This is a genomic window from Flavobacterium piscis (assembly GCF_001686925.1).
Lineage (GTDB): Bacteria > Bacteroidota > Bacteroidia > Flavobacteriales > Flavobacteriaceae > Flavobacterium > Flavobacterium piscis.
In genome coordinates this window covers 93,526-118,891 of the sequence record NZ_LVEN01000050.1, presented here as the reverse complement: position 1 = coordinate 118,891, position 25,366 = coordinate 93,526, and the positions used below count along the sequence as shown (strand labels likewise).

23 protein-coding genes are annotated in these 25,366 nt (G+C 34.1%); 16 read left to right on the top strand and 7 right to left on the bottom strand.

Features of this window, described 5'->3' with window-relative positions; translation table 11 throughout:
- Positions 1-80: 80 nt before the first annotated feature.
- Entirely contained in the window at positions 81-800 is a 720-nt protein-coding gene (locus tag FLP_RS24525) for a LytR/AlgR family response regulator transcription factor (protein WP_065452124.1), read from the bottom strand.
- Entirely contained in the window at positions 797-1,858 is a 1,062-nt protein-coding gene (locus FLP_RS24520) for a sensor histidine kinase (RefSeq protein WP_083195940.1), read from the bottom strand. The genes FLP_RS24525 and FLP_RS24520 overlap by 4 nt, the downstream gene beginning before the upstream one ends.
- 468 nt (positions 1,859-2,326) lie before the next feature.
- Here FLP_RS24520 and FLP_RS24515 point away from each other — a divergent pair, with 468 nt between their 5' ends.
- Positions 2,327-3,052 carry a hypothetical protein gene (locus FLP_RS24515; protein WP_065452122.1) on the top strand — a complete coding sequence of 242 codons (726 nt, stop codon included), beginning with the start codon at positions 2,327-2,329 and terminating at the stop codon, positions 3,050-3,052.
- Between the two features lie 69 nt (positions 3,053-3,121).
- Here the strand turns inward: FLP_RS24515 and FLP_RS24510 are convergent, their stop codons facing one another.
- A complete protein-coding gene (locus FLP_RS24510) occupies positions 3,122-4,537 on the bottom strand; it encodes an alkaline phosphatase (protein ID WP_065452121.1) in 1,416 nt (471 codons plus the stop codon).
- 165 nt (positions 4,538-4,702) lie between these two features.
- Complete coding sequence (rsmG, locus tag FLP_RS24505; protein WP_065452120.1) at positions 4,703-5,332, bottom strand: 16S rRNA (guanine(527)-N(7))-methyltransferase RsmG; 630 nt, start codon at positions 5,330-5,332, stop codon at positions 4,703-4,705.
- Between the two features lie 107 nt (positions 5,333-5,439).
- On the opposite strand from rsmG, the gene FLP_RS24500 reads away from it, so the two are divergent.
- The 9 genes from FLP_RS24500 to FLP_RS24460 all read left to right on the top strand — a co-directional run bounded on the left by FLP_RS24500 (position 5,440) and on the right by FLP_RS24460 (position 14,809).
- Complete coding sequence (locus FLP_RS24500; protein ID WP_065452119.1) at positions 5,440-6,534, top strand: fatty acid desaturase family protein; 1,095 nt, start codon at positions 5,440-5,442, stop codon at positions 6,532-6,534.
- Positions 6,535-6,603: 69 nt separating this feature from the next.
- A complete protein-coding gene (locus FLP_RS24495) occupies positions 6,604-7,794 on the top strand; it encodes a pyridoxal phosphate-dependent aminotransferase (protein WP_065452118.1) in 1,191 nt (396 codons plus the stop codon).
- Between the two features lie 157 nt (positions 7,795-7,951).
- Positions 7,952-8,965 carry a hypothetical protein gene (locus FLP_RS24490; protein WP_065452117.1) on the top strand — a complete coding sequence of 338 codons (1,014 nt, stop codon included), beginning with the start codon at positions 7,952-7,954 and terminating at the stop codon, positions 8,963-8,965.
- 118 nt (positions 8,966-9,083) lie between these two features.
- On the top strand, positions 9,084-9,542 hold the full coding sequence (locus FLP_RS24485) for a ferritin-like domain-containing protein (protein ID WP_065452116.1): 459 nt from the start codon (positions 9,084-9,086) through the stop codon (positions 9,540-9,542).
- Between the two features lie 118 nt (positions 9,543-9,660).
- Positions 9,661-10,239, top strand: a complete 579-nt coding sequence (locus FLP_RS24480; RefSeq protein ID WP_065452115.1) for an outer membrane beta-barrel protein — start codon at positions 9,661-9,663, stop codon at positions 10,237-10,239.
- Between the two features lie 168 nt (positions 10,240-10,407).
- The gene (locus FLP_RS24475) at positions 10,408-12,282 is read left to right on the top strand and encodes a peptidase U32 family protein (RefSeq protein WP_065452114.1); all 1,875 of its coding nucleotides are present in this window, start codon (positions 10,408-10,410) and stop codon (positions 12,280-12,282) included.
- A gap of 467 nt (positions 12,283-12,749) precedes the next feature.
- Positions 12,750-13,910 carry a formate-dependent phosphoribosylglycinamide formyltransferase gene (purT, locus tag FLP_RS24470; RefSeq protein WP_065452113.1) on the top strand — a complete coding sequence of 387 codons (1,161 nt, stop codon included), beginning with the start codon at positions 12,750-12,752 and terminating at the stop codon, positions 13,908-13,910.
- Positions 13,911-13,913: 3 nt separating this feature from the next.
- On the top strand, positions 13,914-14,234 hold the full coding sequence (locus FLP_RS24465; protein ID WP_065452112.1) for a DUF6370 family protein: 321 nt from the start codon (positions 13,914-13,916) through the stop codon (positions 14,232-14,234).
- A complete protein-coding gene (locus FLP_RS24460) occupies positions 14,234-14,809 on the top strand; it encodes a Crp/Fnr family transcriptional regulator (RefSeq protein ID WP_065452111.1) in 576 nt (191 codons plus the stop codon). Before FLP_RS24465 ends, FLP_RS24460 begins: the two co-directional genes overlap by 1 nt.
- Positions 14,810-14,888: 79 nt before the next feature.
- Here FLP_RS24460 and aceA read toward each other — a convergent pair whose 3' ends face one another.
- Positions 14,889-16,169: an isocitrate lyase gene (gene aceA / locus FLP_RS24455; protein ID WP_065452110.1), complete on the bottom strand. Its 1,281-nt coding sequence runs from the start codon at positions 16,167-16,169 to the stop codon at positions 14,889-14,891.
- A gap of 987 nt (positions 16,170-17,156) precedes the next feature.
- Complete coding sequence (aceB, locus tag FLP_RS24450) at positions 17,157-18,758, bottom strand: malate synthase A (protein ID WP_065452109.1); 1,602 nt, start codon at positions 18,756-18,758, stop codon at positions 17,157-17,159.
- 196 nt (positions 18,759-18,954) lie between these two features.
- Here aceB and FLP_RS24445 point away from each other — a divergent pair, with 196 nt between their 5' ends.
- The 4 genes from FLP_RS24445 (at position 18,955) to FLP_RS24430 (ending at position 22,773) form a co-directional block, all read left to right on the top strand.
- On the top strand, positions 18,955-20,436 hold the full coding sequence (locus FLP_RS24445; RefSeq protein ID WP_065452108.1) for a helix-turn-helix domain-containing protein: 1,482 nt from the start codon (positions 18,955-18,957) through the stop codon (positions 20,434-20,436).
- 6 nt (positions 20,437-20,442) lie between these two features.
- The gene (locus FLP_RS24440; protein WP_065452107.1) at positions 20,443-20,802 is read left to right on the top strand and encodes a hypothetical protein; all 360 of its coding nucleotides are present in this window, start codon (positions 20,443-20,445) and stop codon (positions 20,800-20,802) included.
- 465 nt (positions 20,803-21,267) lie between these two features.
- Complete coding sequence (locus FLP_RS24435; protein WP_065452106.1) at positions 21,268-21,984, top strand: pirin family protein; 717 nt, start codon at positions 21,268-21,270, stop codon at positions 21,982-21,984.
- 255 nt (positions 21,985-22,239) lie between these two features.
- Positions 22,240-22,773, top strand: a complete 534-nt coding sequence (locus FLP_RS24430; protein ID WP_065452105.1) for a YceI family protein — start codon at positions 22,240-22,242, stop codon at positions 22,771-22,773.
- 155 nt (positions 22,774-22,928) lie between these two features.
- Here the strand turns inward: FLP_RS24430 and FLP_RS24425 are convergent, their stop codons facing one another.
- Positions 22,929-23,792: a helix-turn-helix domain-containing protein gene (locus FLP_RS24425; protein ID WP_065452104.1), complete on the bottom strand. Its 864-nt coding sequence runs from the start codon at positions 23,790-23,792 to the stop codon at positions 22,929-22,931.
- Positions 23,793-23,934: 142 nt separating this feature from the next.
- On the opposite strand from FLP_RS24425, the gene FLP_RS24420 reads away from it, so the two are divergent.
- Together FLP_RS24420 and fabD are read left to right on the top strand one after the other, a co-directional pair.
- Positions 23,935-24,297, top strand: coding sequence for a DUF983 domain-containing protein (locus tag FLP_RS24420; protein ID WP_065452103.1), 363 nt, complete (start codon positions 23,935-23,937; stop codon positions 24,295-24,297).
- Between the two features lie 71 nt (positions 24,298-24,368).
- On the top strand, positions 24,369-25,244 hold the full coding sequence (fabD, locus tag FLP_RS24415; protein ID WP_056190824.1) for an ACP S-malonyltransferase: 876 nt from the start codon (positions 24,369-24,371) through the stop codon (positions 25,242-25,244).
- The last annotated feature ends 122 nt before the right edge of the window (positions 25,245-25,366 follow it).

Sequence of the window (25,366 nt, the reverse complement as noted above, 5' to 3'; positions counted from 1 at the left end):
TTAAATCTGAAAAAAGCATGCAGAGATCCTCAACTAATAGCATTAGCTGTAAGCATTAAAATAATGTTGAAAGTGATGAATTAGATCCCGTTCCGGTTTTTGAATTTCACTGATTGGCGGTTTGACACTTCTAATAGTTCTCCGGTTTTCAGTTTTACCTCTAACCTTCCGCTATCTGTTGTATTGATTGCCTCGATGTATTTTATATTTATAATCTCGGTTCTGTTGATTCTAAAGAAAATATTTTCGTCTAAAATTTCTTCCCATTGGCGGAGAGAACGTCTTTGAAGTGCTTTTTTATCCTGAAAAAACAATCGGGTATAATGTTCTAAAGATTCAATTAAATAAATTTCATCTAATTGAATAAAGAACCGTTTTTCTCCATCTTTTATGAAAATCTTTCGATCTTTTGCTATAATCTCATTTACAAAGGACCTCTGTTGTATTGTATCTCTTATTTTTTGAATGGCTTTTGCAAAACGTTCCTCCCTGATAGGCTTCATTAAATAATCTAAAGCATTTACCTCAAACGCCTGTATTGCATATTGATCATAAGCTGTAATGAATAAAACATTTGGCACATTTTCTAAAGACTCTAATAAATCGAAACCGGATTTCTCAGGCATCTGAATATCAAGAAAAATTAAATCAGGCATTTCTTTTTCGATCAAAATCTTCGCGTCATCTGCATTTTCAGCTTCGCCAATAAGCACAAAGTCTTCATAGTTTTTTAAAGCTCTTTTTACTTCTTCTCTTGCTAAACGTTCGTCGTCTACTATAATAACTTTTATCTTTTTCATTTTGATGGTATTAAAATAGTAGCCAAAACCGTTTCATCTTCCAGCTCTTTAATCTCAAAAGAAGCATTTCCGTTATATTGCAATAATAATCTTTCTTTGAGATTCCTTAACCCAATACCTGAATTTTGAATCTCTCTGTTTAGTTTTCCCGAGTTCTGAACAGTGATCTTTATAAAATCATTTTTCGTTTCAATTTTCACAGTAATAAACCCTCCGATTTTTCTCTTTTCGATGCCATGTTTTATGGCATTTTCAACCAATGACTGAATACTAAAAGGCAGCATTAGATGTTGAGATATGTTTACACTGGTTTCAATTTTGATCTGCAGACGTTCCTCAAATCGTATTTTTTCTAATTCCAGATAATCCCGCACCAGATTAATTTCGTCGTCAAGCGATATTAATTTTGCTATATTAGTGTTTAAGGAATTTCTTAAAAGTTCAGACAATAAATCGATAGCTCTTCTGGCGGCATTGGGATTTTCTATAACCAAAAATTTTATATTGTTTAATGAATTAAAAAAGAAATGAGGATTGAGCTGTGCACTCAGACTATTGAGTTGTGCCTCTTTTATTATAATGGATAATCGGGCATTTTCCTTTACTGTTTCTAATTCGAGTCTTGAATAATGATAAAGATGGTAAGCCAACACCCAAATAGACATTAATCTTGTACCGGTGATAAAAACCTGTAATTGTACTGATTTAAAAAATAGTAAAAAAGAACCCATTTCATTTTTAAAAATCAACAGACGCACCAAATAAAGCTTACCAATGATCAAAACCGTATACAATAATGAAAGTAATAAAATACTGAATAGAATTCTTGGTAATAACATTTTCAGATTCAGTTTATTCCATCCGTTTTTTAAAGCAAAATTCCTGTAAATATGTGTTAGTACAATACCAATTGATACATCCAGCATTAAATCTATTATACCCATTTCCCAAATAAAATTACCACTCAGGAAGGCCGATAATCCCCAATATAAAGAAGCAATAATCCATCCTGTAAGTTGAATTTTCCAATATGTCGATAGTACAGTAGTTGTTTTCAAAAGTATTTTTTTTAGTCCTGTCGTAAAGGTATTCCTCTATTAAAGATTGAGCAAATAAAAGTACAGGAACGCAAAATAATAAAGGATGAATGCATATTAATGTTGTTTTTCATACAATATCCCGAGTGCTCATTTATTGTTTCCTTCTTTTTAATCAAGTGAACCAAAACAACAAACGACTAAAAAACAAATAGTTATAATTTAAAACATAAAACAAAAGCAAAAATATCATTATTCAGACAAACTTGTATTTTCATCATTTGTAATACTTTTCTTATTATATTGATTATCAATATGATACACGTTTAAAAATCCTATTCTGTTATTTTTAAAGCTTTTTTTGATACTCTAAAAATATATCTCAACATACTTTTATATCCTATTTAAAGTTGAAAAAATTAAGAAAATTAAGAAAGAGCTTTACAATCAAAATTTACAGCAATTAAGAAAAAAATAAAAAAATACACGATGAGAAATTTACAAAACACACCGCCAGTAATTGTACAGGCAAAAAGTATCGGACACCCAATTGACTTTAAATGGAATAAAAAAAAGATAGACCAATTTTTAGACCCTTTAGATGGGAATGACGATCTTGAACATGCATTAATGCAAATTAACCATAAAGCTTCTATGGGACTTACAGCAGCTTTGCTCGAATGGATATACTGGCGCTATACAGGATATACAAAAATGAATAATGATACCCAAAAAAGAATCGAGGCTTTATGGTGTTCTATTGGTAATATCGAAAATACAAAACCATTGGATTTTGATACTGACTTTGACATTTCGGCCTCAGGACATGTAAACGGACCATTATGGATCGCCCACATGAATGTAACAATGATCGATGTTATGTACAGAAAAGGATCTTATTTTATTCAGAGCGAACTCATTGGACTGGTATTATTGGCGCGTCATATTACACCAAGAAAACGAGTTTTTGATAAATGGTTTAACAGAACAATAGCTGTTTTAAAACGTGATTACCCATGTGAATATAATAATGCAGATCAGGATTACGGAGCAATTTACGACTCATCAAACGAAGCTGTAATTTGCCGTGATTTTTTCTTTAATCCAGAATTTGAAAATTCTATTGATGCAACAGAAAAAGCAATAAGCGAACTCATTCATAATGTAGATACTAAAGCCAATCAGTTTTTGTGTTTCTCAAAAAGAGCCTCTTAATTGATATATCGTTTAAAAAATAACCCCACAAACTTCAATGAAACTTGTGGGGTTATTTTTTAAATTCAATTAAAACTTATTTTCAACTTCTGCAGCCTGTAGCATCAGATAATGTAAATCGGTATTTTTTACGAAAGGTTTTAAAAGTTCACTTCCGGGACCAAACATCGCCAACTCTACATAATCTGCAGAATGGTCCATACTAATCCATCCTACAGAATTTATTTTTCCCTGCATTTCTGCAAAAGCTTTATAGGGTAATTTTTTATAATTGTAAAGTCCATCTTCTTTATGCAATCCGTCATAATAAGATAATACCGTTTTAGCCTCTTCATCAGAAACCGAATGTCCATTTGCCTTTTCGATAATTTCCTTTACTTGCGGTATAGAAGATTCCGGTTTTATCTGATTCAAAATCCATTCATTTGTCTGGGTATATTTCTGGATGCTGTCAAAATTATCATTGGCATCTTTACCATAAATAATTCCAGGATTGGCATTTCCGTGATCTGTCGTAATAATAACTAATGTTTCTTTGTCTTTTTCGGCAAAATCTATGGCAATTTTCACGGCCTCATCAAATTCTATCTGATCGTGAATTAAACCGGCAATATCATTTGCGTGCGCGGCCCAGTCGACTTTTCCACTTTCTATTTGCAAAACAAAACCATTTTTATGATTTTTCATTCTGTCAATAGCTTTCTGCGCCATTTCTGCAAGGCTCGGAATCGTATTTTGTAAATTTTGATCACTATTTCTATCCACATAATACGGTACACCATCTTCTGCAAATACACCCAAAATAGGCTGAGAATTTGAAGCCGAATCCATATCAGCGCGATTTTTTACCACCTGATATCCTTTTGCTTTAAAAGCAGCAAACATATCTTTTTTATCTTTTCTGGACTCCGGACTAAAATAGTTTGAACCTCCTCCCATCATAACATCAAAACCAAGATCTAAATATTGTTGGGCAATATCATCCTGTGCATTTCTGCTTTTACTGTTTACGCAAAAACCTGCCGGAGTCGCATGAGTTATAGGAACCGTTGTTACACAGCCCGCCATTTTTCCGGATTTCCTGAACTTTTGCCAAATTGGTAAATGGGGTTCTCCTTGCGGACTCACATTAAGCGCTCCGTTATTTACCCTAAAACCGCCACCCCAGGAGGAACTCGCAGCCGAGGAATCAGTTACAATAGAACTTGCAGAAGCCGTATCCATCAAAGCTCTTGAAACCCTGTTATCTTTGTACAATTGAATCCAGTTAGAACCTTTTCCCGTTTTTCTGTTCAGGAATAAATCGGTCATATTAAGTGTTCCGGTACTCATTCCGTCACTAACGAGTAAAATAATATTTTTGGCTTTCTTATTTTTATTTACCGATTCTAAATCTAAAATGTTTGCAGCACCCTGAAACGGATTCATAACTGCGGCTCCAATCGTTAATAAAGAACCATTTTTAAAGAACTTCCTTCTATCCATTATTACTTTATTTATAGTAATTTCAAAGATAAAGAAATACGTTCAACCACAAAATTATCATTGTGTTATGATAATTGCTCAAAAGCATCTTATTTTAAGGACAAACAAAAAACCGACAGCATACTTAATAAGCATGCTGTCGGTTTTTTTATTTTTTAAAGAATATTAAACGGTAAACTTCAAAGGCAAATGCACTACTTTTTTGGTTTCAAAAAATTCATCTTCAAAAATCGTAGACAAATCATATAAAGTTGCTTTTGGAAAATCCTTTAATTCTTCGGTCAAATCTCCGCCTTTTAGGTATAAAATTCCGTTTTTCAACGTGTGCTTGTGCTGCTTTTTGATTTTAGTTTTAATCCACGAAACAAAATCCGGCATATTTGTCACGGCACGACTTACAATAAAGTCAAAATCGCCTTTTACATTTTCGGCACGCAATTGTTCTGCTTTTACGTTCTTTAATTCTAATGCATCAACAACGCCCTGAACTACTTTTATTTTTTTGGCAATAACATCAATAAGATAAAAACGTGTTTCAGGAAAAAGAATTGCCAACGGTATTCCGGGAAATCCTCCTCCGGTTCCAACATCAAGAACAAATGTTCCAGGTTCGAATTTCATGATTTTTGCAATTCCAAGCGAATGCAAAACGTGTTTTGTATATAATGCATCAATGTCTTTACGCGAAATAACATTGATTTTTTCATTCCAATCGTGGTATAAAAAGTCTAATTTTTGAAATTGTTCGATTTGAATGTCGGTCAAATCAGGAAAATATTTCAATATCTCATCCATTGCTTTAATTTTTTAACAAAAGTACTACTTTAGAGTTGAAATATTTAACTCAATTTTGCAAATTGAAAATTTATAATAATTACCTTTGAAAACTATTTAAATTAATTATGAATAACACTGCGCCTACATTTGCCAAGCAAGACAATCTGAAGTTCTTCAGAACACTTAACTCACGAGTAAACAATTACTTCAAGGAGAATAACATTCAGAAAACAGGAAACTGGAAATTGCATTTAAAAGCAATAATTCTTTTTGCAGTTTTCCTAACACCTTATTTCCTGATACTAACTCTTGAGATGCCTTTTTGGGCACAATTGCTATTAAACATTTTGATGGGAGTTGGAATGGCCGGAATTGGAATGAACGTGATGCACGACGGAAACCACGGATCATACTCTTCTAAATCATGGATCAACAAGATTATGGGCGGAAGTATTTATATTCTGGCAGGAAATGTTCACAACTGGCAAGTACAACACAATGTATTGCACCATACATATACCAATATTCACGGTCATGATGAAGATCTTGATGCCGGAAGAATTATTCGTTTTACACAAAATGCCGAATGGCAACGTTTTCATAAATTCCAACATTATTATTCTTTCTTTTTATACGGACTATTGACTTTCAATTGGGCTTTAACAACCGATTTCAAGCAAATGAAAAACTATCTTAAAAGAAAATTATCTTATGGAACACCTCAAAGTCCTGCCAAATTATGGACTGTTTTGGTTATCACAAAAATAATCTACGTTTTAATCTGGATGGTTTTACCAATGGTACTTGGCGTAACATGGTGGAAAGTTGTTATTGGATTTTTCGTAATGCATTACGTAGCCGGATTAATTTTAAGTATTGTTTTTCAATTGGCTCACGTAGTAGAGGAAACTGCAAACCCGATTCCTAATGAAGATGGCGAAATGGAAAACACCTGGGCAATTCACCAATTGTACACAACAGCTAATTTTGCTCCAAAAAACAAAGTAATCAACTGGTTTACCGGAGGATTAAATCATCAGATTGAACACCACATTTTCCCGAATATCAGTCATATCCATTACGGGAAAATTGCCGAAATCGTAAAACAAACTGCCATCGAGTGTAACCTGCCTTATCATGAATTCAGAACCATGAGAGGAGCTGTTATCGCACATTACAAGCATCTTAAAGATCTTGGAATGAAACCAGAACTAGCATAAAATAAAAAACTATTAATAATTAACCTTCCTTAATTAAAGTTGAAATTAAGGACATTCAAAAATTTTATAATGAATCATATTCTTTCAGACAGAATCAACAACTTAGCAACATCACAAACCTTAGCAATGGCTGCTTTAGCACGTGAGTTAAAAGCACAAGGAAAAGACATTATCAGTTTAAGTTTAGGCGAACCTGACTTTAATACTCCTGACTTCATCAAAGAAGCTGTAAAAAAAGCAGTAGATGAAAACTACAGCACCTATTCTCCGGTAGAAGGTTATTTAGAATTGAGAGAGGCAATTTGTAAAAAATTCAAAAGAGACAATAATTTAGAGTACAAACCATCACAAATTGTAGTTTCTACAGGAGCAAAACAATCTTTGTACAACATTGCACAAGTAATGTTAAACGACGGTGACGAGGTTATTTTACCGGCACCTTACTGGGTTTCTTACTTTGAAATTGTAAAACTTTCAGGAGGAGTTCCGGTTGAAGTTCCAACATCTGTAGATACTGATTTCAAAATTACACCAGAACAATTAGAAGCTGCCATCACACCAAAAACAAAAATGATGTGGTTCTCTTCTCCTTGTAACCCATCTGGATCTGTTTACAGCAGAGAAGAGCTTACAGCTCTTGCAAAAGTTTTAGAAAAATACCCAAACATATATGTAGTTGCTGATGAGATTTATGAGCACATCAATTTCTCAGGAACTTTCTGCAGCATCGGGTCAATCCCGGGAATGTTAGAAAGAACCATTACTGTAAACGGAGTAGCAAAAGCATTTGCTATGACAGGATACAGAATTGGTTACATCGGAGCACCGGAATTCATCGCAAAAGCATGTACAAAAATTCAGGGACAAGTAACTTCAGGAGCAAATTCAGTAGCGCAACGTGCTACAATTACGGCTGTAGAAGCTGATCCAAGCGTATTAAACCACATGGTTCAGGCTTTCCATACTCGTAGAGATTTAGTAGTTGGATTATTAAAAGAAATTCCTGGAGTAAAAATCAACGTTCCGGAAGGAGCTTTTTACGTATTCCCAGACGTTTCTTCTTTCTTCGGAAAAACTTTAAGAGGAACCGAAATTAAAGATGCAAACGATGTTTCAATGTACCTTTTAGCTGAAGCAAACGTAGCAACAGTAACAGGAGATGCTTTTGGAAATCCAAATTGTATTCGTTTTTCTTACGCAACAAGCGACGATATCTTAAAAGAAGCATTACGCAGAATCAAAGAAGCTTTGGCTGTGTAATTAACACATTCAAATTTATAAAAATAAGGCCTCAGGAAATCCCTGAGGCTTTTTTTTTGCTGTATATAACACTTTAAATTAATTATAATCTTTATAATTCAGAAGTTAATGTAAAATGATATGTTTGCAACTTCAGTTAATAAAACCACCGACAAAAATGAAAAAAAGATTACTTCTTGTTCTAACATTTATACTGTTTTCTAAAGAAATTAACGCACAGCAAAATCCAAACATCATGCTTTCCGTTTTTTACAAAGGCGAAAGTGAAAAGATTAATAACGAAAATTCTTCGGCTATATATGATGCAATTTATGGTATGTTTGAAAACTACAATGCCATTTCAAAAGAAGTAAGCCTTAAAAAATTTGATGAAAAAGAAGTTTTCTTTAAAAGTACTCTTTCCAACGAAAAATTAATTTCCTGCATCGATTCACTTTCAAAAAATTCAAAATTAAGCTTAGTGACTCAATTTAATAAGCAACAACTTGTACTTGAATCAAATTTCCCGAGCTTCTTTCAAAAAAACAATGATCTCGATTTTGTCAAAATAAAATTAAAATCTTTTGATGCAATTAATGAAAATAAAAAGAAAATAGTAATTGACAGCATCCATACCACAAGCGAGAACGGAGGTACGCTTTTAGACAAAGATTTAACCTATCATACTATCAAATTTCAGGATAACATTAATACTTCTTCAAAAAAAGCAACAGGATTTGCAACATATAATGTAAAAATCTTAACAGACTATGCTATTCAAAAATTAAATAAATCAAATTTAATTACTACGTTTTCAATAAATAAAAAGGAAATAAAAATAGTAGAAATTTATAACAAAATTTTTGTCTTTGATGTTTTAAACGAAAGTAATGAATTCAATAAAAAAGCTGAAAATTTTAATTATTGGGCACTAGACATCAATAATAAAAATGAAAGAAAATTGGGATCAAACATGTCTTATCTTATCTACAAAGACCTTTATGATATTTTTAAATTAAATAGAAAAATCACTAAAGAAGAGTTGAAAAAACTTTTACCAGTAGAGAAATTACAAAAAATGAAAGAAAATGGATTTTATAATGTGATCGAACACGATTTTGCGTTTGACAATACTATTTTCTTTTATTCAAAAATATATGGTGTTTCAAAAGATATTAAGGTAAAAATATAAATAAGTCTTTCAAAATTCCCATTCCACAATTTTATAAACACTCATTGTAATTCTATAAGACATAACCTCTTACAAAATCCCAACTTTGTATTATACTTTAATATAAAAATTATTTATTATGATACATACAGATGAAACCACAGAAAAAGCAGTTAGCACATTAGAAGGATTAATTTCAATTCTTGAAGACGGAAAACTAGGATATACTAATGCCGCAGAACATGTAGACAGCCCGGCAATCAAAACCGACTTTTTAGAATATGCCCGCGAGCGTGCGCTATTTATTGTAGAAATACAAGACGAAATCAACAAACTAGGAAAATCAACTGATACTTCAGGCGGCGGACCATTAGGAGCAATACACCGTGCATGGATCGATATTAAATCTTCTTTCACAAGCGGAGATACAGAAGCGATTATTAATGCTTGTATTACCGGAGAAGAAGCTGCTATCGAAAAATATAAAATGGCTCTTGAACACAACCATCTTGATTCAAGTCAAATTGGTATCGTTTCAAAACAATTAAACAGTATCGAAAATACTTTGACTAAAATCAAAGCGAAAAAACTGTCATAATATTTGGCACTATTTTTTTGAGAATGAAACTATCCGGTTACTTAGACTGGGTAGTTTTTTTTTATTTGAATTGAAAAATAATCCTACATTTACGGCATTTTATAAATCGTAAATATTCATGATACAAACTGTACGTAACCTCTCTTTAATTTTAATTTTTACACTATTTTTTTCAAATCAGGCAGATGCCCAAACAGAGGGAAGATTTATTAAAGCCTCAATTGGTTTTGGATCAAGCACTTCCGATTACGAAGAAGAAAATCCAGAAGTGATCGATGGATTTGGTTTTTATACCCAAGGAGAATATATAATTGGTTTAACAAGATGGTTTAGTGTAAGGCCGTATGCCGGAGCTATTTTTACCTCAACTGATGACGATAAGGTTAAAAACCCACAAGGCTATAAAGTAGAAACTAACGCGTTTTTATTAGGAACAAAAGTTCGTCTTTGTGCTCCTATTCCATGGGTTGCACCATTTATAGAAACCGGTATTGGCGCATCGATAGGCTCCTTCAAAACCTACACTAATTATGTCAATGAGAAAAAAAGTGGTGTATTTGCACATATTCCTATCGGCTTAGGTCTTGCATTGGGTCGGAAAAACAATATCGAAATCGGAGTTTCTTTCTATTCAAATCTATCTACTAAACAATCATTTGGAGGATTTGCAGCAGGATATTCTTTTCCTTTGGATTAATTATAAAATATATAAGTAATTAGGAAAAAGAAACATCTTTAATCATCATCATTCCATATAATCTAACTATTTCAAAAAAAGTCACTTCAGCATTAGTAAACTCGAAATATTTATAAGAACTTTGCAAACTTTTTTCCACGAATACCACAAAAGCCTAAAGTTCTAAAAATGAAGAAGAAAATTGAAATATTAGCTCCTGCTAAAGATTTAATTGGAGGAATGGCCGCCATCAACAGTGGTGCCGATGCAGTTTATATTGGTGCACCGCAGTTTGGCGCACGTTCTAATGCCAACAATTCTATTGAAGATGTTGCCGCTTTGGTACAATATGCGCATTTATTTAATGCTCAGGTTTTTGTTGTTATGAATACCATTTTGTACGACAACGAATTAGAAACTTGTCGCTCAATGATTTGGGAATTGTACGATATTGGTGTTGATGCTTTGATTATTCAGGATATGGCGATTATGGAAATGGACTTACCTCCTATCGTACTTCACGCCAGCACACAAGCCAATAACCGTGACGCTGATAAAATTAAATTCTTAAAAGATGCCGGAATCAAACGTGTGGTTTTAGCCCGTGAATTAAACCTGCATCAAATTAAAACAATATACGACGAAGCAGATGTTGAATTAGAGTTTTTCGTAACCGGAGCTTTATGTGTTTCTTTCAGTGGAAACTGTTATATGAGTGTGGCCAACGGAGAACGCAGCGCCAACCGTGGTTCTTGCGCTCAAAACTGTCGTTTACCTTATAACTTAATCGACGGAAACGGAGAAACTTTAATCAAAAACAGTCACTTACTTTCGATAAAAGATTTAGATATTTCAGAACAGATTCCGAATTTGATTGAGGCAGGAATTGTTTCTTTTAAAATTGAAGGAAGATTGAAAGATGTCGTTTATGTAAAAAATAACGTTTCCTACTTACGTCAAAAACTAGACAGTTATTTAGAAGGAGCAGGAAGCGATAAATACAGGAAAGCTTCATCTGGAACTTGTACGTATACTTTTGATTCGTCTTTAAACAGAACTTTCAACCGTGGTTATACCGATTATTTTGTAAACGAAAGACATAGCTCTATTGGTTCTTGGGAAAGTCCAAAATCAAAAGGTCAATATATTGGTAAATTAATCAGAACGGTTGGAAACGCTTACGAAATCGAAAACGGCGAATTACTAAACAACGGCGACGGACTTTGTTTCATCAATGAAAACAACGAAGCGGATGGAATCTACGTAAACAAAGCCGAAAACGGTAAAATTTACCCGAACGTTTTAAAAGAAGTAAAGGACGGAACTTTCATCTATAGAAATAACGACGCTGCTTTCATTAAAATTGTAGAAAGAGAAGACAGTGCTGTTCGTAAATTAAGTACAACTTTATTACTTACAGAAACAGAAACTGGTTTCGAACTAATCGCTACCGATGAAGACGGAAATGTAAGCATCGTAAATTTAGAACACGCAAAAGAGCAGACTAAAACTGGCGAATCAATCGAAGAAAACATCAAAACGCAATTAGCAAAAACAGGTTTTACACCTTATACTGCTAATGAAATCAATATTATGTTCTCGCAAAACTGGTTCCTTCCTATTTCAAAAATCAACGAAATGAGAAGAACGGTTTACGATCAGCTAACCGAAATTCGTTTGAAAAATTACAAACGCGAAGAACACCAAATAGTAAAAACGTCACATCCGTATCCTGAAACTAAATTAGATTTCATGTACAATGTTTCAAACAAAGTTGCTCGCAAATTCTACGAACGTCACGGTGTTACCGAAATCGAAAAAGCATTCGAATTACAATGGGATCCAGGAAAATCTCGTGTAATGACAACCAAATATTGCATCAAATACGAATTAAAAAAATGCCCGATACACCAAAAAGATATCGTAGGTGTTAAAGTCAAAGAACCTTTGGTTTTAAAACAAGGTGAATTAGAATACAAACTAAAATTCAACTGTAAGCCTTGTGAAATGGAAATTTGGGAAAAAGATGCCGAGTTTGAAATTGAAGAAGATCATTTTCATTAAAATATAAACCGATGCTTTTAAAAGAAGTATCGGTTTTTTTATTTGGGCGTGTCCCTCTGGGCCGGGCTATCCGTTACAAGTCCTCGCCTGTTCGTTCCTCACGGCTGTGGGCTTTCCACTTCTATCCCTCACGCAAACCGTAAAGCGAGAAAATTTATGTTTGCTAACCACAAATATTCCCACAATCTTGTCATTTCGACGAAGGAGAAATCCTCGCAAGTAACTCCGTTCCAATAAGCCAATCTTTGTCTAGCTCCTCGCGAGGATTTCTCCTTCGTCGAAATGACAAACTGTATGGTTACTGAATATTAAAATCTGCCGAATCTGCAAAATCTGCGAGAAATTCTTTGAGAACTTTTTTAATTTAAAAATAAAAACTTAGCGCTCTTCGCGTAATCCCTTTGCGCACTTTGCGGTTAAAAACATTTTTAGTTACTTTTACTACTCAAACATTACAACACTCCAAAATGAAAATACTACTCCTCGGTTCAGGCGAATTAGGCAAAGAATTTGTTATTGCCGCACAACGAATCGGACAAACTATAATTGCTGTTGACAGTTACGAAAATGCTCCGGCTATGCAAGTTGCTCACGGTTTTGAAGTGATCAACATGCTCGATGGCGAAGCTCTTGACCGAATCGTAGCCAAACACAAACCTGATTTTATAGTTCCCGAAATAGAAGCCATTCGCACAGAACGTTTTTACGATTACGAAAAACAGGGCATTACCGTTGTTCCTTCTGCAAAAGCAGCAAACTTCACCATGAATCGCAAAGCCATTCGTGATTTAGCCGCAAAAGAACTCGGATTAAAAACTGCCAAATACCAATATGCCACTTCAGCAGAAGAATTGCAAAAAGCAGTTCAGGAAGTTGGAATTCCGTGTGTGGTAAAACCTTTAATGTCTTCATCAGGAAAAGGACAATCGACAATTAAAACTGAAAGTGATATCGAAAAAGCCTGGCAATATGCCGTTGCTGGTTCACGTGGCGATGTTATCGAAGTAATAGTAGAAGCATTTGTTGATTTCAATTCAGAAATCACACTTTTAACCATTACACAGAATAATAATCCAACCTTATTTTGCGCTCCAATTGGACACAGACAAGAACGAGGCGATTATCAGGAAAGCTGGCAACCCGCTTTAGTTTCAGAAAAAGATTTGTACGAAGCTCAGGACATGGCCGAAAAAATAACGGAAGCACTTGGCGGCGCAGGACTTTTTGGCGTAGAATTTTTCTTAACTAATGAAGGCGTTTATTTCTCTGAACTTTCTCCTCGCCCACACGATACCGGAATGGTAACTTTGGCCGGAACGCAAAACTTCAACGAATTTGAATTGCATTTACGCGCTATTTTAAGTTTGCCTATTTTCGAAATCACTTTAGAAAAAGCCGGAGCAAGTGCCGTAATTTTAGCTTCTGAAGATTCGACAAATCCAACTTTTAGCGGAATAGAAAAAGTAGCAGCCTTGCCAAAAACCGATTTCAGAATCTTCGGAAAACCAACTTCAAGACCGTATCGCCGAATGGGCATTGTTTTAAGTCATGATTCATTAGCAACCCCAATCGAAGAAATAGTAGAACGTGCCAAAACTACCTCTAAATTAATAACTGTAAATTCTTAAAAAATGAAAAAACTTATATTCGTGCTTTTCCTGATTATCGGAATTGCAGCTCAGGCTCAAACTAAAAAGAAATTTGATAAACCAACAATTGTAGAGGCTTCTTGCGGAGAATGTCAATTTGGAATGAAAGGTAAAAGTTGTGATTTAGCCGTTCGTATTGACGGAAAATCCTATTTTGTTGACGGAACAACCATTCACGATCACGGCGACGCACATGCTGATAATGGTTTTTGCAATGCTGTTAGAAAGGCTTCTGTAACGGGAACAATCGAAAAAGATCGTTTTAAAGCGACATCATTCACTTTAATAGATGACAAAAAATAATGGAATTAATTCTTGAAAACATTGCCAAACACGTTTCATTGACTTCAGAAGAGCAAGCACTTTTTTTATCTAAACTAGAAACGAATACTTACAAGCCCAAAACGATTTTATTAAACGCTGGCGAAGTTTGTAAACATTCGTATTTCGTAAACTCGGGAATTTTAAGAAGTTTCAACGTCAACGATAATATTGTTGAGCACGTTCTTTCATTTGCCTGCGAAGGCTGGTGGATGAGCGATATGTACAGTTTTTTTTCGCAAAAACCGGGACAGCTTTTTATTGAAGTTCTTGAAGAAGCCGAAGTAGTTTCTTTATCCAAAGAAAATCAGGAACAATTGTATCTTGAAATTCCAAAACTGGAACGGTTTTTTAGAATTTTGATCGAAAACTCTTTAGTTGCCAATCAGCAAAGATTAATGGATAATTTAAGTTTACCTGCGGAAGAACGTTTCGAGAAATTCACGACCAAATACGGATCACTGGTTCATAAAGTTCCTCAAAAACAAATCGCTTCTTTCATTGGTGTTACACCAGAATTTTTCAGCAAAATGAAAGCTAGACTTTTGAAGAAATAAGATTTTCCGCCACGAATTCACGAATTATTTTTTTACAATCTTTAAGAGTAAAAATTCGGGAATTCGTGGCGGAAAAAAATTAAAATTGTTCTACCTCCGTAGAATGTTCCATCGCCGTTATTGTTGATTTTCCAATCATAACTGTATTCTGTACAGCGTCAAAATAAGAAGTCCCCACAAAAGCCTGGTGTTTTACCGCTCTGAATCCGTTTTTCTGTAATGCAAATTCTCTTTCCTGCAATTCAGAGTAACCTGCCATTCCGCGTTCTTTATACGCTTTAGACAATTCGAACATACTGGTATTCAAAGCATGGAATCCTGCCAAAGTGATGAATTGGAATTTATATCCCATTGCGGCCAAATCTTCTCTGAACGTTTCCATTTCAGCAACAGATAATTTTGCCGCCCAATTGAAAGAAGGAGAACAATTGTAAGCCAGCATTTTATCCGGAAATTCTTTTCGCATGGCATCCGCAAACTTTTTAGCATATACTAAATCCGGATTACTGGTTTCCATCCAAATCAAATCGGCATAAGGTGCGTAGCTCAAACCTCTTGCAATTCCCTGATCGATTCCGCTGTTTACATAGAAAAAACCTTCGTTTGTTTTTTCGCCTGTAATAAATTTAGCATCTCTTGGGTCAGCATCGCTGGTTAATAAATTAGCAGCGTCAGCATCCGTTCTTGCAACAATCAAAGTCGAAACTCCCATAACATCTGCAGCCAAACGAGCTGCAATCAGTTTATTAATTGCTTCTTGTGTTGGAACCAAAACTTTTCCGCCCAAATGCCCGCATTTTTTAGCAGAACTTAACTGATCCTCAAAGTGAACTCCGGAAGCTCCGGCTTCAATCATTGACTTCATTAGTTCAAAAGCATTTAGGTTTCCCCCAAAACCAGCCTCGGCATCAGCCACAATCGGAACTAAATAATCTTTTTTATCTTCCACTTCATTTACGGTCTGAATCTGATCAGCACGTAACAAAGCGTTATTAATTTTTTTTACCACCATTGGTACACTATTTACCGGATAAAGCGATTGGTCTGGATACATTTCTCCTGCCAAATTTGCATCGGCCGCAACTTGCCAGCCACTCAAATAAATCGCTTCTAAACCAGCGTCGACTTCCTGAATCGCCTGATTCCCAGTTAAGGCGCCCAAACCAGCAACATAATCCTGACTTTTTAACTTTCTCCATAATTTTTGCGCTCCCATTTTGGCAATAGAATGCTCAATTTGATACGAACCCTGAAGTGTAACCACTTCTGTAGCGGTGTACGGACGTTCAACGCCTTTCCATCTCGGGTTCGTAATCCAATCGTTAATCAATTCCTGAATTCTGTCTTCTGTTGTTTTCATAAATGTTATAGTTAAAGTGGTTAGTAAGTAAATAGTTTTAAGTCCCAGTTGTAAGTATTCAGTTTTAACTGGACTTATTTTTTTAAACACATAGAAACATAGCTTTTCGTTGTGGTTAAGTCATTTCATTTGTCTAAACAAACATAGCTATGTGTGAAAATCCAGATTTTTTTTAAACTCTTTTTATTCACATTTTAATCTATGTTTCTATGTGTTTAAAATCATTCGCAGATTTTTTTATATTATCATTTTATCTGCCTGATCTGCAAAATCTTTGTAAAAAATTATTCGCCCGCAGATTTAGCAGATACCGCAGATTTTTAATTTTTAATTCTAAATTTTTAATTAAGACTAAAAAGCATTAATTGTTTTGTTTAGTTTATAATCTGCGAAAATTTTACAATCTCATTTTATCTGCCTGATCTGCTAAATCTGCGTGAAAAATTATTTGCCCGCAGATTTAGCAGATACCGCAGATTTTTAATTTTTAATTCTCAATTTTTAATTAAGACTAAAAAGCATTAATTGTTTTGTTTAGTTTATAATCTGCGAAAATTTTACAATCTCATTTTATCTGCCTGATCTGCTAAATCTGCGTGAAAAATTATTCGTCCGCAGATTTAGCAGATACCGCAGATTTTTAATTTTTAATTCTAAATTTTTAATTAAGACTAAAAAGCATTAATTGTTTTGTTTAGTTTATAATCTGCGAAAATTTTACAATCTCATTTTATCTGCCTGATCTGCTAAATCTGCGTGAAAAATTATTCGCCCGCAGATTTAGCAGATACCGCAGATTTTTAATTTTTAATTCTAAATTTTTAACTAAGACTAAAAAGCATTAATTGTTTTGTTTAGTTTATAATCTGCGAAAATTTTACAATCTCATTCTATCTGCCTGATCTGCAAAATCTGCGAGAAAATTATTCGTCCGCAGATTTGCACATACCGCAGATTTTTAATTTTTAATTCTCAATTTTTAATTGTTTAAAGGTATTTATAACATGGAATAGTCAAAAAGTCAACAAAATCAGTATTTACTACTAATCTTTCCAGTACTTTTTCGGCTAAAGGAAATTGACGTTTTTCATAGTTTTCTTCTCCCAATTCGTCTTTAATCTTTTGATATTCGTCTAAAGCCAGTTCATGATAATAAGCCAAATCTAATTTTCTGTCATTATCCAAAGTCACTTTATTCTGAAGCCATTGCCATAATTGTGATCTCGAAATTTCGGCCGTTGCAGCATCTTCCATCAAATTGTGTAAAGCTGCTGCGCCTTGTCCGTTTAGCCATGAAGCCAGATATAAAACTCCGACATTGATATTTTTTCGAACACCGTTTTCTGTTATGATTCCGATTGGTGGTTCAATCAAATCTGTTTCTGTTATTTTGCGATGTTCCCTTTTAATATGAATCTGATTTGGAGTTGGCATTCCTTTATCAAAAATTTCTTTTGCTATTGCCACCAAATCCGGATGCGCCACCCATGTTCCATCATGACCGTTTCGAACTTCTCGTTCTTTATCGGTTTTTACTTTTGCGAAAGCAATCGCATTGGCTTCTTCATTATTTTTAATCGGAATTTGTGCGGCCATTCCGCCAATCGCGTGAATACCGCGTTTATGACATCTTTGAATTACAAGATTAGAGTACGCATTCATAAAAGGCGAGGTCATAGTTACCTGATCGCGATCCGGAACAATAAATTTTGGATTTTTTCTAAACTTTTTGATGTAAGAAAAAATATAATCCCAACGTCCGCAATTCAAGCCAACGATATGTTCTTTCAATTCGTAGATAATTTCATCCAATTGAAAACTTGCCGTTATCGTTTCGATTAAAACCGTCACTTTTATAGCTCCTCTTTTCAATTTTAGATAATTCTCAGTAAAATCAATTACGGTATTCCACCAACGCGCTTCGAGATAATGCTCTAATTTTGGAATATAGAAATAGGGTGCAGAATTGTTTTCTAAAAGTCGTTTATGATTATGAAAAACATACAAACCAAAATCTACCAAAGAACCCGAAACTTCTTGTCCTTCTATCAAAACATGCTTTTCAGGCAAATGCAAACCTCTTGGGCGCACGATTAATGTTGCTGTTTTTTCATTTAAATGATAAGATTTTTGCTTCACCAAATCTGTATACGTAATGGTTTTGTTTACTGCGTCGATTAAATTCAGCTGCCCTTCCATCAAATTCTGCCAGGTTGGCGAAGTGCTGTCTTCAAAATCAGCCATAAAAGTTTTCGCTCCAGAATTCAATGCATTGATAATCATTTTGCGATCCACTGGTCCGGTAATCTCTACTCTACGATCTAATAAATCTTTGGGGATTTCGCCAGCTGTCCAATTACTTTCTCTGACACTTTTCGTTTCAGGTGTAAAAACCGGCATAACGCCCTGATCAAAAGCTGTTTGTTTTTGTTCGCGTTGTAACAATAACAGTTTTCGTTGCGATTCGAATTTTCGATGCAATTCAGTTATAAAAACAATTGCTTCTTCGGTCCAGATCTTTGGATAAGAAAGTTTCTTTTCGGCTAAAAATTCCATTGCCGTTGCGGTAATTTCTAATTGGTTTTTCATAGCTGTGGATTTTATTTTAATTAGTAATAATCAGATCACCTGTTTTTATTTTAAAAATTAAAACCATAACAATCTGATATCTAATATTTTCTACACGACAATATTAGAAAAAAGTTTTTTACAAAACAAGCGAACGTTCGCTAAATATTAAAAATAATTTTTTGGCGATTATTTTTAATATGACTATATTTGAGACATGGATATCGAAAAAGACTATATAAAGCTGATATTTGGGCTAAAACTCAAGCAAGTCAGAACTCAAAAAAATCTTTCTCTTTTTGGCTTAGCCAAATTGACCAATCTTTCAAAATCGTACTTAAACGAGATTGAAAAGGGAAAAAAATATCCAAAAACAGATAAAATTTTACTTCTGTGCGAGCATTTAGAAACAAGTTATGACCAAATGGTCTCTTTAAAACTTGATAATAATCTCGCTCCCATTGGAGAAATTCTGAAATCAGGCATTTTAAAAGAAATTCCTTTAGAACTTTTTGGAATTCAGGAAGCCGACTTAATAGACATTATTGCTAATGCACCAGCTAAGGTTAATGCCTTTATTAGTACGATTATCGAAATCGCGCAGCATTATAATTTAAGTCGCGAAAGTTTCTTTTTGGCCGCTTTACGATCGTATCAGGAAGCACACAATAATTATTTTGAGGATCTGGAAGAGAAAGTCATTTCTTTTTCGAAATCATTTCAGATCAACTTAGATTCAAAAGTGAGTATCGAAGAATTAGAGGCCATTTTAAAAGTAGAATATGATTATAAAATAAAAGAAATAGTATTTTCTGAACAGGAAGCTTTAGGCGATTTACGCTCTATTTTCGTTCCTAAAAGCAAAACATTATTACTCTCTACAGAATTAGATAATCCGCAGAAAGCGTTTATTTTAGCCAAAGAAATCGCCTATAATTATTTGAAAATTTCAGACAGATTACTCACTTTTAGCTGGATTAAGTTCGAAAATTTCGATCAGGTGCTGCATAACTTTTATGCTTCGTACTTTGCAGGAGCTTTGTTGCTGCCAAGACAATTGGTTGCCAGCAAAATCAATGATTTTTTAAACAACGAAAAACCTAATCCCGAAGAATTTGTATCGCTCATTGAGAGTTTTGAGGTTTCGCCGGAATCTTTCTATCAGAGACTGACCAATCTATTGCCAAAAGATTTTCACCTTAAAAATTTATTCTTTTTAAGAATGTCCCATAAAATTGGCTCTGATAAATATCAAATCAAAAAAGAATTACACATTACCAATCAGCAAGAACCGCATGCCAACGAAACCGACGAACATTATTGCAGAAGATGGGTTTCGGTAAAAACGATTGATGAAGCTATTACACAAAATAAACCTCATTTTTTTGACGCTCAAATTTCAAGTTATGCACACAGTGGCAATGAATATTTGGTTTTTTCATCAGCCACAAAAGACCCTTTTTTGCAGAATACCATTCGAAGTATTTCAGTTGGAATTTTAATCAATCCGACCATGAAAAAGAAATTCAAATTTATCGAAGGAAAACCTTTGGTAAAAAGAATTGTGGGTGTAACTTGTGAGACTTGTGACGTAAAAAATTGTCTTGAAAGAGCTGCACCGCCAATTGCATTAGAGAAGAAAAGACGACATGAGAATACGGATGCAGTGGTTCAGCAATTTATAAATCAATTTAGTTAGAATATTATGAAATATCTTGTTTTAATAATAACGCTGCTTTCTATTAACTTCAATCAGGAAACAGATAAACTCAATGGCCGTTATAATTATTTGTTAGAAGATGATAATGTCTACGTTCAAAAAGATAAAATCACTTTTAAGGATAGCGTTTTTGTATTTGATAATAAGTATCTGCCAAAAGGAAAAATATCGTATGGCAATGTAATAGTATTGGATAATTTCATCAATAGAGATTTAATTATAAGTATTCCAAAAGATCAAATCAAAAAAGACACTATCTTGTTTGATATGCATGATAAGCAAAGTTCGGCTGCGAATTATCTTGACGAAGTTGTTGGAAAAGGGAAATTGATTAAAATTAAGTAATTTAGTTTCTTTTGATCCCGCGAAGTCACAAAACGTTTTATTTCCCTTTCAATATAATTATCTCAGCATAATCTTGTCATCTCGACGAAGGAGAGATCTCCGCGAGAAGCTCTGTAAAGATTAGCGACTTACTGTGCAGAGTTACTTGCGGAGATCTCTCCTTCGTCGAGATGACAAAGCTACGTGGTTACTTTGTCGCTTTGCATCGATACATCTTCTGAAAACAAAACTTCTAATTTAGCCCCGATAGCACTGGAAATCCTTTTGTGTCCGCCGCGGCGGACATAAAAGATTGGAAGGAATAGCGGGACCAGACGTCTTTTGAAAACCAAAATTTCTGCTCCAGAAAAACCTTAGCCTCTTAGCTCCTCAGAATCTTAGCATCTTTTTCTTAATCTAGGTTAAGTGCCTTTCATTCACCTCGGTGGTATCTTTGTACTATAAAAATAACAAAACACACAGATCATGGAAAATATAGTATTACACAAAGCAGAAACAAGAGGAAATGCAAATCACGGATGGCTTAACGCTTATCATAGCTTTAGTTTTGCAAGCTGGTACAACCCAGAAAGAATTCAGTTTGGCGCTCTTCGTGTTTTGAACGATGACACAATCGCTGGTGGAATGGGTTTTGGAACGCACCCTCACGATAATATGGAAATCATTACGATTCCGCTTGAAGGAGATTTAGCGCACAAAGACAGTATGGGAAATACGGAGATCATCAAAAATGGTGATATTCAGGTGATGAGTGCCGGAACCGGAGTTCAACATAGTGAGTTTAACCCAAATGCAGATCAGCAAACTAAATTATTGCAAATCTGGTTGTTTCCAAACAAAAGAAATGTAGATCCTCGTTACCAACAAATAACTTTGAACGTTGCGGACAGACACAATAAATTAGCGCAAATTTTATCTCCAAATGCTGATGATGAAGGAGTTTGGATTCATCAGGATGCCTGGTTTAACATGGGTAATTTTGACTCAGGTGTATCTACTGAATATAAAATCAAAAAAGAAGGAAACGGAGTTTATGCTTTCATATTAAAAGGAAATGTTACCATTAACGGTCAGGAATTAAACACTCGTGATGCTGTTGGAATTTCAGGAACCGACACTTTAAACATTCAGGCAAATACTGATGCTGAATTTTTATTGATGGACATTCCGATGAACTATTAATTCAAAGATTATAATTAATATTTTTTTTAAGAAACGATATATAAGCTGAAATTCAACTTATTATCGTTTCTTTTTTTACTAAACTTTTCCTAAAAGATAATTTTAATCTACGTGAGAATTGTATTTTTAAGATAATCTATTTAAAAAAATAAAAATCACATTTTTCATTTCTTAATCTAGGTTAAGTGTGTTTCGAGTACTACGGACGTAACTTTGTCCTATCAAAATGAAATTAATTATTTAAAAATAAAAATTATGGCAACTACAAAATGGTCAATCGACCCAACACATTCAGAAATTGGTTTTAAAGTTAAACACATGATGTTTACAAATGTTTCAGGAAAATTTGGAACATACGACGCTACAATTACTACAGACGGAGACAACTTCGAAAATGCAGCTATCGAATTTTCTGCTGATATTGCTTCTGTCGATACTGCAAACGCAGACAGAGACGGACATTTAAGAAGTGGTGACTTTTTTGATGTAGAAAATCATCCAAAACTAACTTTCAAAGCTTCATCATTCAAAAAAATTAATTCTGGAAGCTATGAAATCACTGGAGATTTAAACATTAAAGGTGTTTCTAAAACCGTAACTTTTCCTGTAGAATATAGCGGAATCCTGACTGATCCTTGGGGAAATACTAAAGTAGGTTTAAGCATAGAAGGAAAAATTAATCGTAAAGACTGGGGTTTAAACTGGAACTCTGCTCTTGAAACCGGAGGTGTTTTAGTAGGCGAAGAAGTAAAATTAAACATTGAATTACAATTTGTAAAACAAGCTTAATCCGACAATAATAGAATTTAATTTGGTTGGTTTAAAATCCTGTACTTTTTTGGAAGTGCAGGATTTTTTTGTTTAGATTAGAAAAAAATAGCCACGAATTCACGAATTAATTTAAGCTTTGAGTTGAACTTAATTCGTGAATTCGTGGCGAAAAATTACCGAGTAGCATTCCTAAAGTCACTTGGGGACATTCCGGTTTGTTTTTTGAAGAATCGGGAGAAATACGAGTAATCTTCGTAACCTACTTTAAACGCCACTTCGTTTACTGCTAATTGTTTGTCGATCAACATTCTTTTTATTTCTAAAACCACGCGATCTGTGATTACTTCTGTGGCTGTTTTTTGTAGAATCTCATTGCAGATTCTGTTTAAGTGTTTTAATGTAATGTTTAATTTTTCAGCGTAAAAAGAGGGCAGTTTTTCTTCTTTAAAATATTGTTCCAAAAGTATTTCGAACTTATCGATTTTAATATTATAAGAATGCGTTTGATGCGAATAGGTTTCGTTGTATTTCCTGGTGATTTCGATATGAACACAGTCTAACAAATTCAGCATTTTATCGAGTTGATATTTATTTTCCTGATTATTTTCCTGAATTAGCAAATCAAAATACGGAAGGATTTTTGGAATTTCTTTTTCTTCAAAAACCATTTCCGGCCGATTATGAATAGAATGGTAAAAATTATATTCATTGATGTTTTTCTGCCCGAAATACAAATTATACAATTCCTGTGAAAAGATTATCACAAATCCTTCAATATCTTCAGACAAACTCCAATGATGCATTTGTCCTGGCTGCAACACAAACAAACTTCCTTTTTTGATTTCGAATTGATCAAAATCAACTTCATGCTGTCCTGAACCTTTGGTAAAAAATACCATTAAATAGGAATCGTGACGATGTGGTTCTTCGACAAAACTGTGACTTTTTAGATGTTCCTTAAAAGTATTCACATAAAAATCACGATGGATATCATTACAGCTAAAATTCTGAACACTATAAACGGGATATCTTTTCATACGAGGTTAGATTTTAGATTGCAGATTTTAGATTTTGGAATTTCAATCAAAATGTCTTTATTGTGCTATAAGTGGCGAAGATATAAAAAAGACTTTTAACAGATTACAAATTACCTTTGTATAAATAAAAAACAACAAAATCATGTCAAGTGCATTAACTCATATTTTAAGTAACGAATGTCCTATTTGTCATAAAGGAAAAGTATTTAAAGACAAAAATATCTTTCTAAATTTTAGTTTGCCCAAAATGAATGAATACTGCAGTCATTGCAATTACAAGTTCCAGAAAGAACCTGGTTATTTCTTTGGTGCGATGTATGTAAATTACGGATTAACAGTCGCTCAGGGTATTGCAACTTACTGCGTTGCTCAATTTTTCTTTGAGAAAAATTTCGATTTAAGAATCATTCCTATTATTGCCGTTGTAATTATCTTACTCACTTCTTTCAATCTCCGATTTTCAAGATTAGCATGGATTTACATGTTTAAGGATTATACGAGCTAAAAAAATACTATTTTTGCCTTTCAATTGAAACTAATTTTCAATTTAAAAAAATTCAATCTTAAATTAGACAAATGAAAGCATACGTATTTCCAGGTCAGGGCGCACAGTTTACAGGAATGGGCAAAGACTTATATGAAAGTTCGGCTTTAGCCAAAGAATTATTCGAAAAAGCCAATGAAATTCTTGGTTTCAGAATTACAGATATCATGTTCGAAGGTACTGCCGAAGAACTAAAAGAAACTAAAGTGACTCAGCCAGCGGTTTTTTTACACTCGGTTATTTTAGCTAAAACTTTAGGAGAAGATTTTAAACCAGAAATGGTTGCAGGACATTCATTGGGCGAATTTTCAGCTTTGGTTGCCAACGGAACTTTATCTTTTGAAGACGGTTTGAAATTAGTTTCTCAACGTGCTCTAGCTATGCAAAAAGCCTGCGAAATTACTCCATCTACAATGGCTGCTGTTTTAGGATTGGCGGATAACATTGTTGAAGAAGTTTGTGCTTCGATAGACGGAATCGTGGTTGCTGCAAATTACAACTGTCCTGGACAACTAGTAATTTCCGGAGAAACTACAGCAGTTGAAAAAGCTTGTGAAGCCATGAAAGCTGCAGGAGCAAAACGGGCGCTGATTTTACCTGTTGGAGGAGCTTTTCACTCACCAATGATGGAACCAGCGAGAGAAGAATTAGCAGCTGCAATTGAAGCTACAACTTTCTCTACTCCTATTTGCCCTGTTTACCAAAACGTTACAGCAAATGCAGTTTCAGATGCAAACGAAATCAAAAAGAATTTAATCATTCAATTGACTGCTCCTGTAAAATGGACACAATCAGTTCAGCAAATGATCGCTGACGGCGCTACTTTGTTTACTGAAGTTGGTCCGGGAAAAGTGTTAGCAGGTTTGATCAACAAAATCGATAAAGAAGCGGTTACTGCGAATGCTTAATTTTTAGTATTCAGTTTTCGGTCGCAGTTTTCAGTTTAAAAACTATATCTATAAAAAAGTCCCAAATAAATATTATTTGGGACTTTTTGTTTTATCGTCAGCAACTGTAAACCGTGACTGAG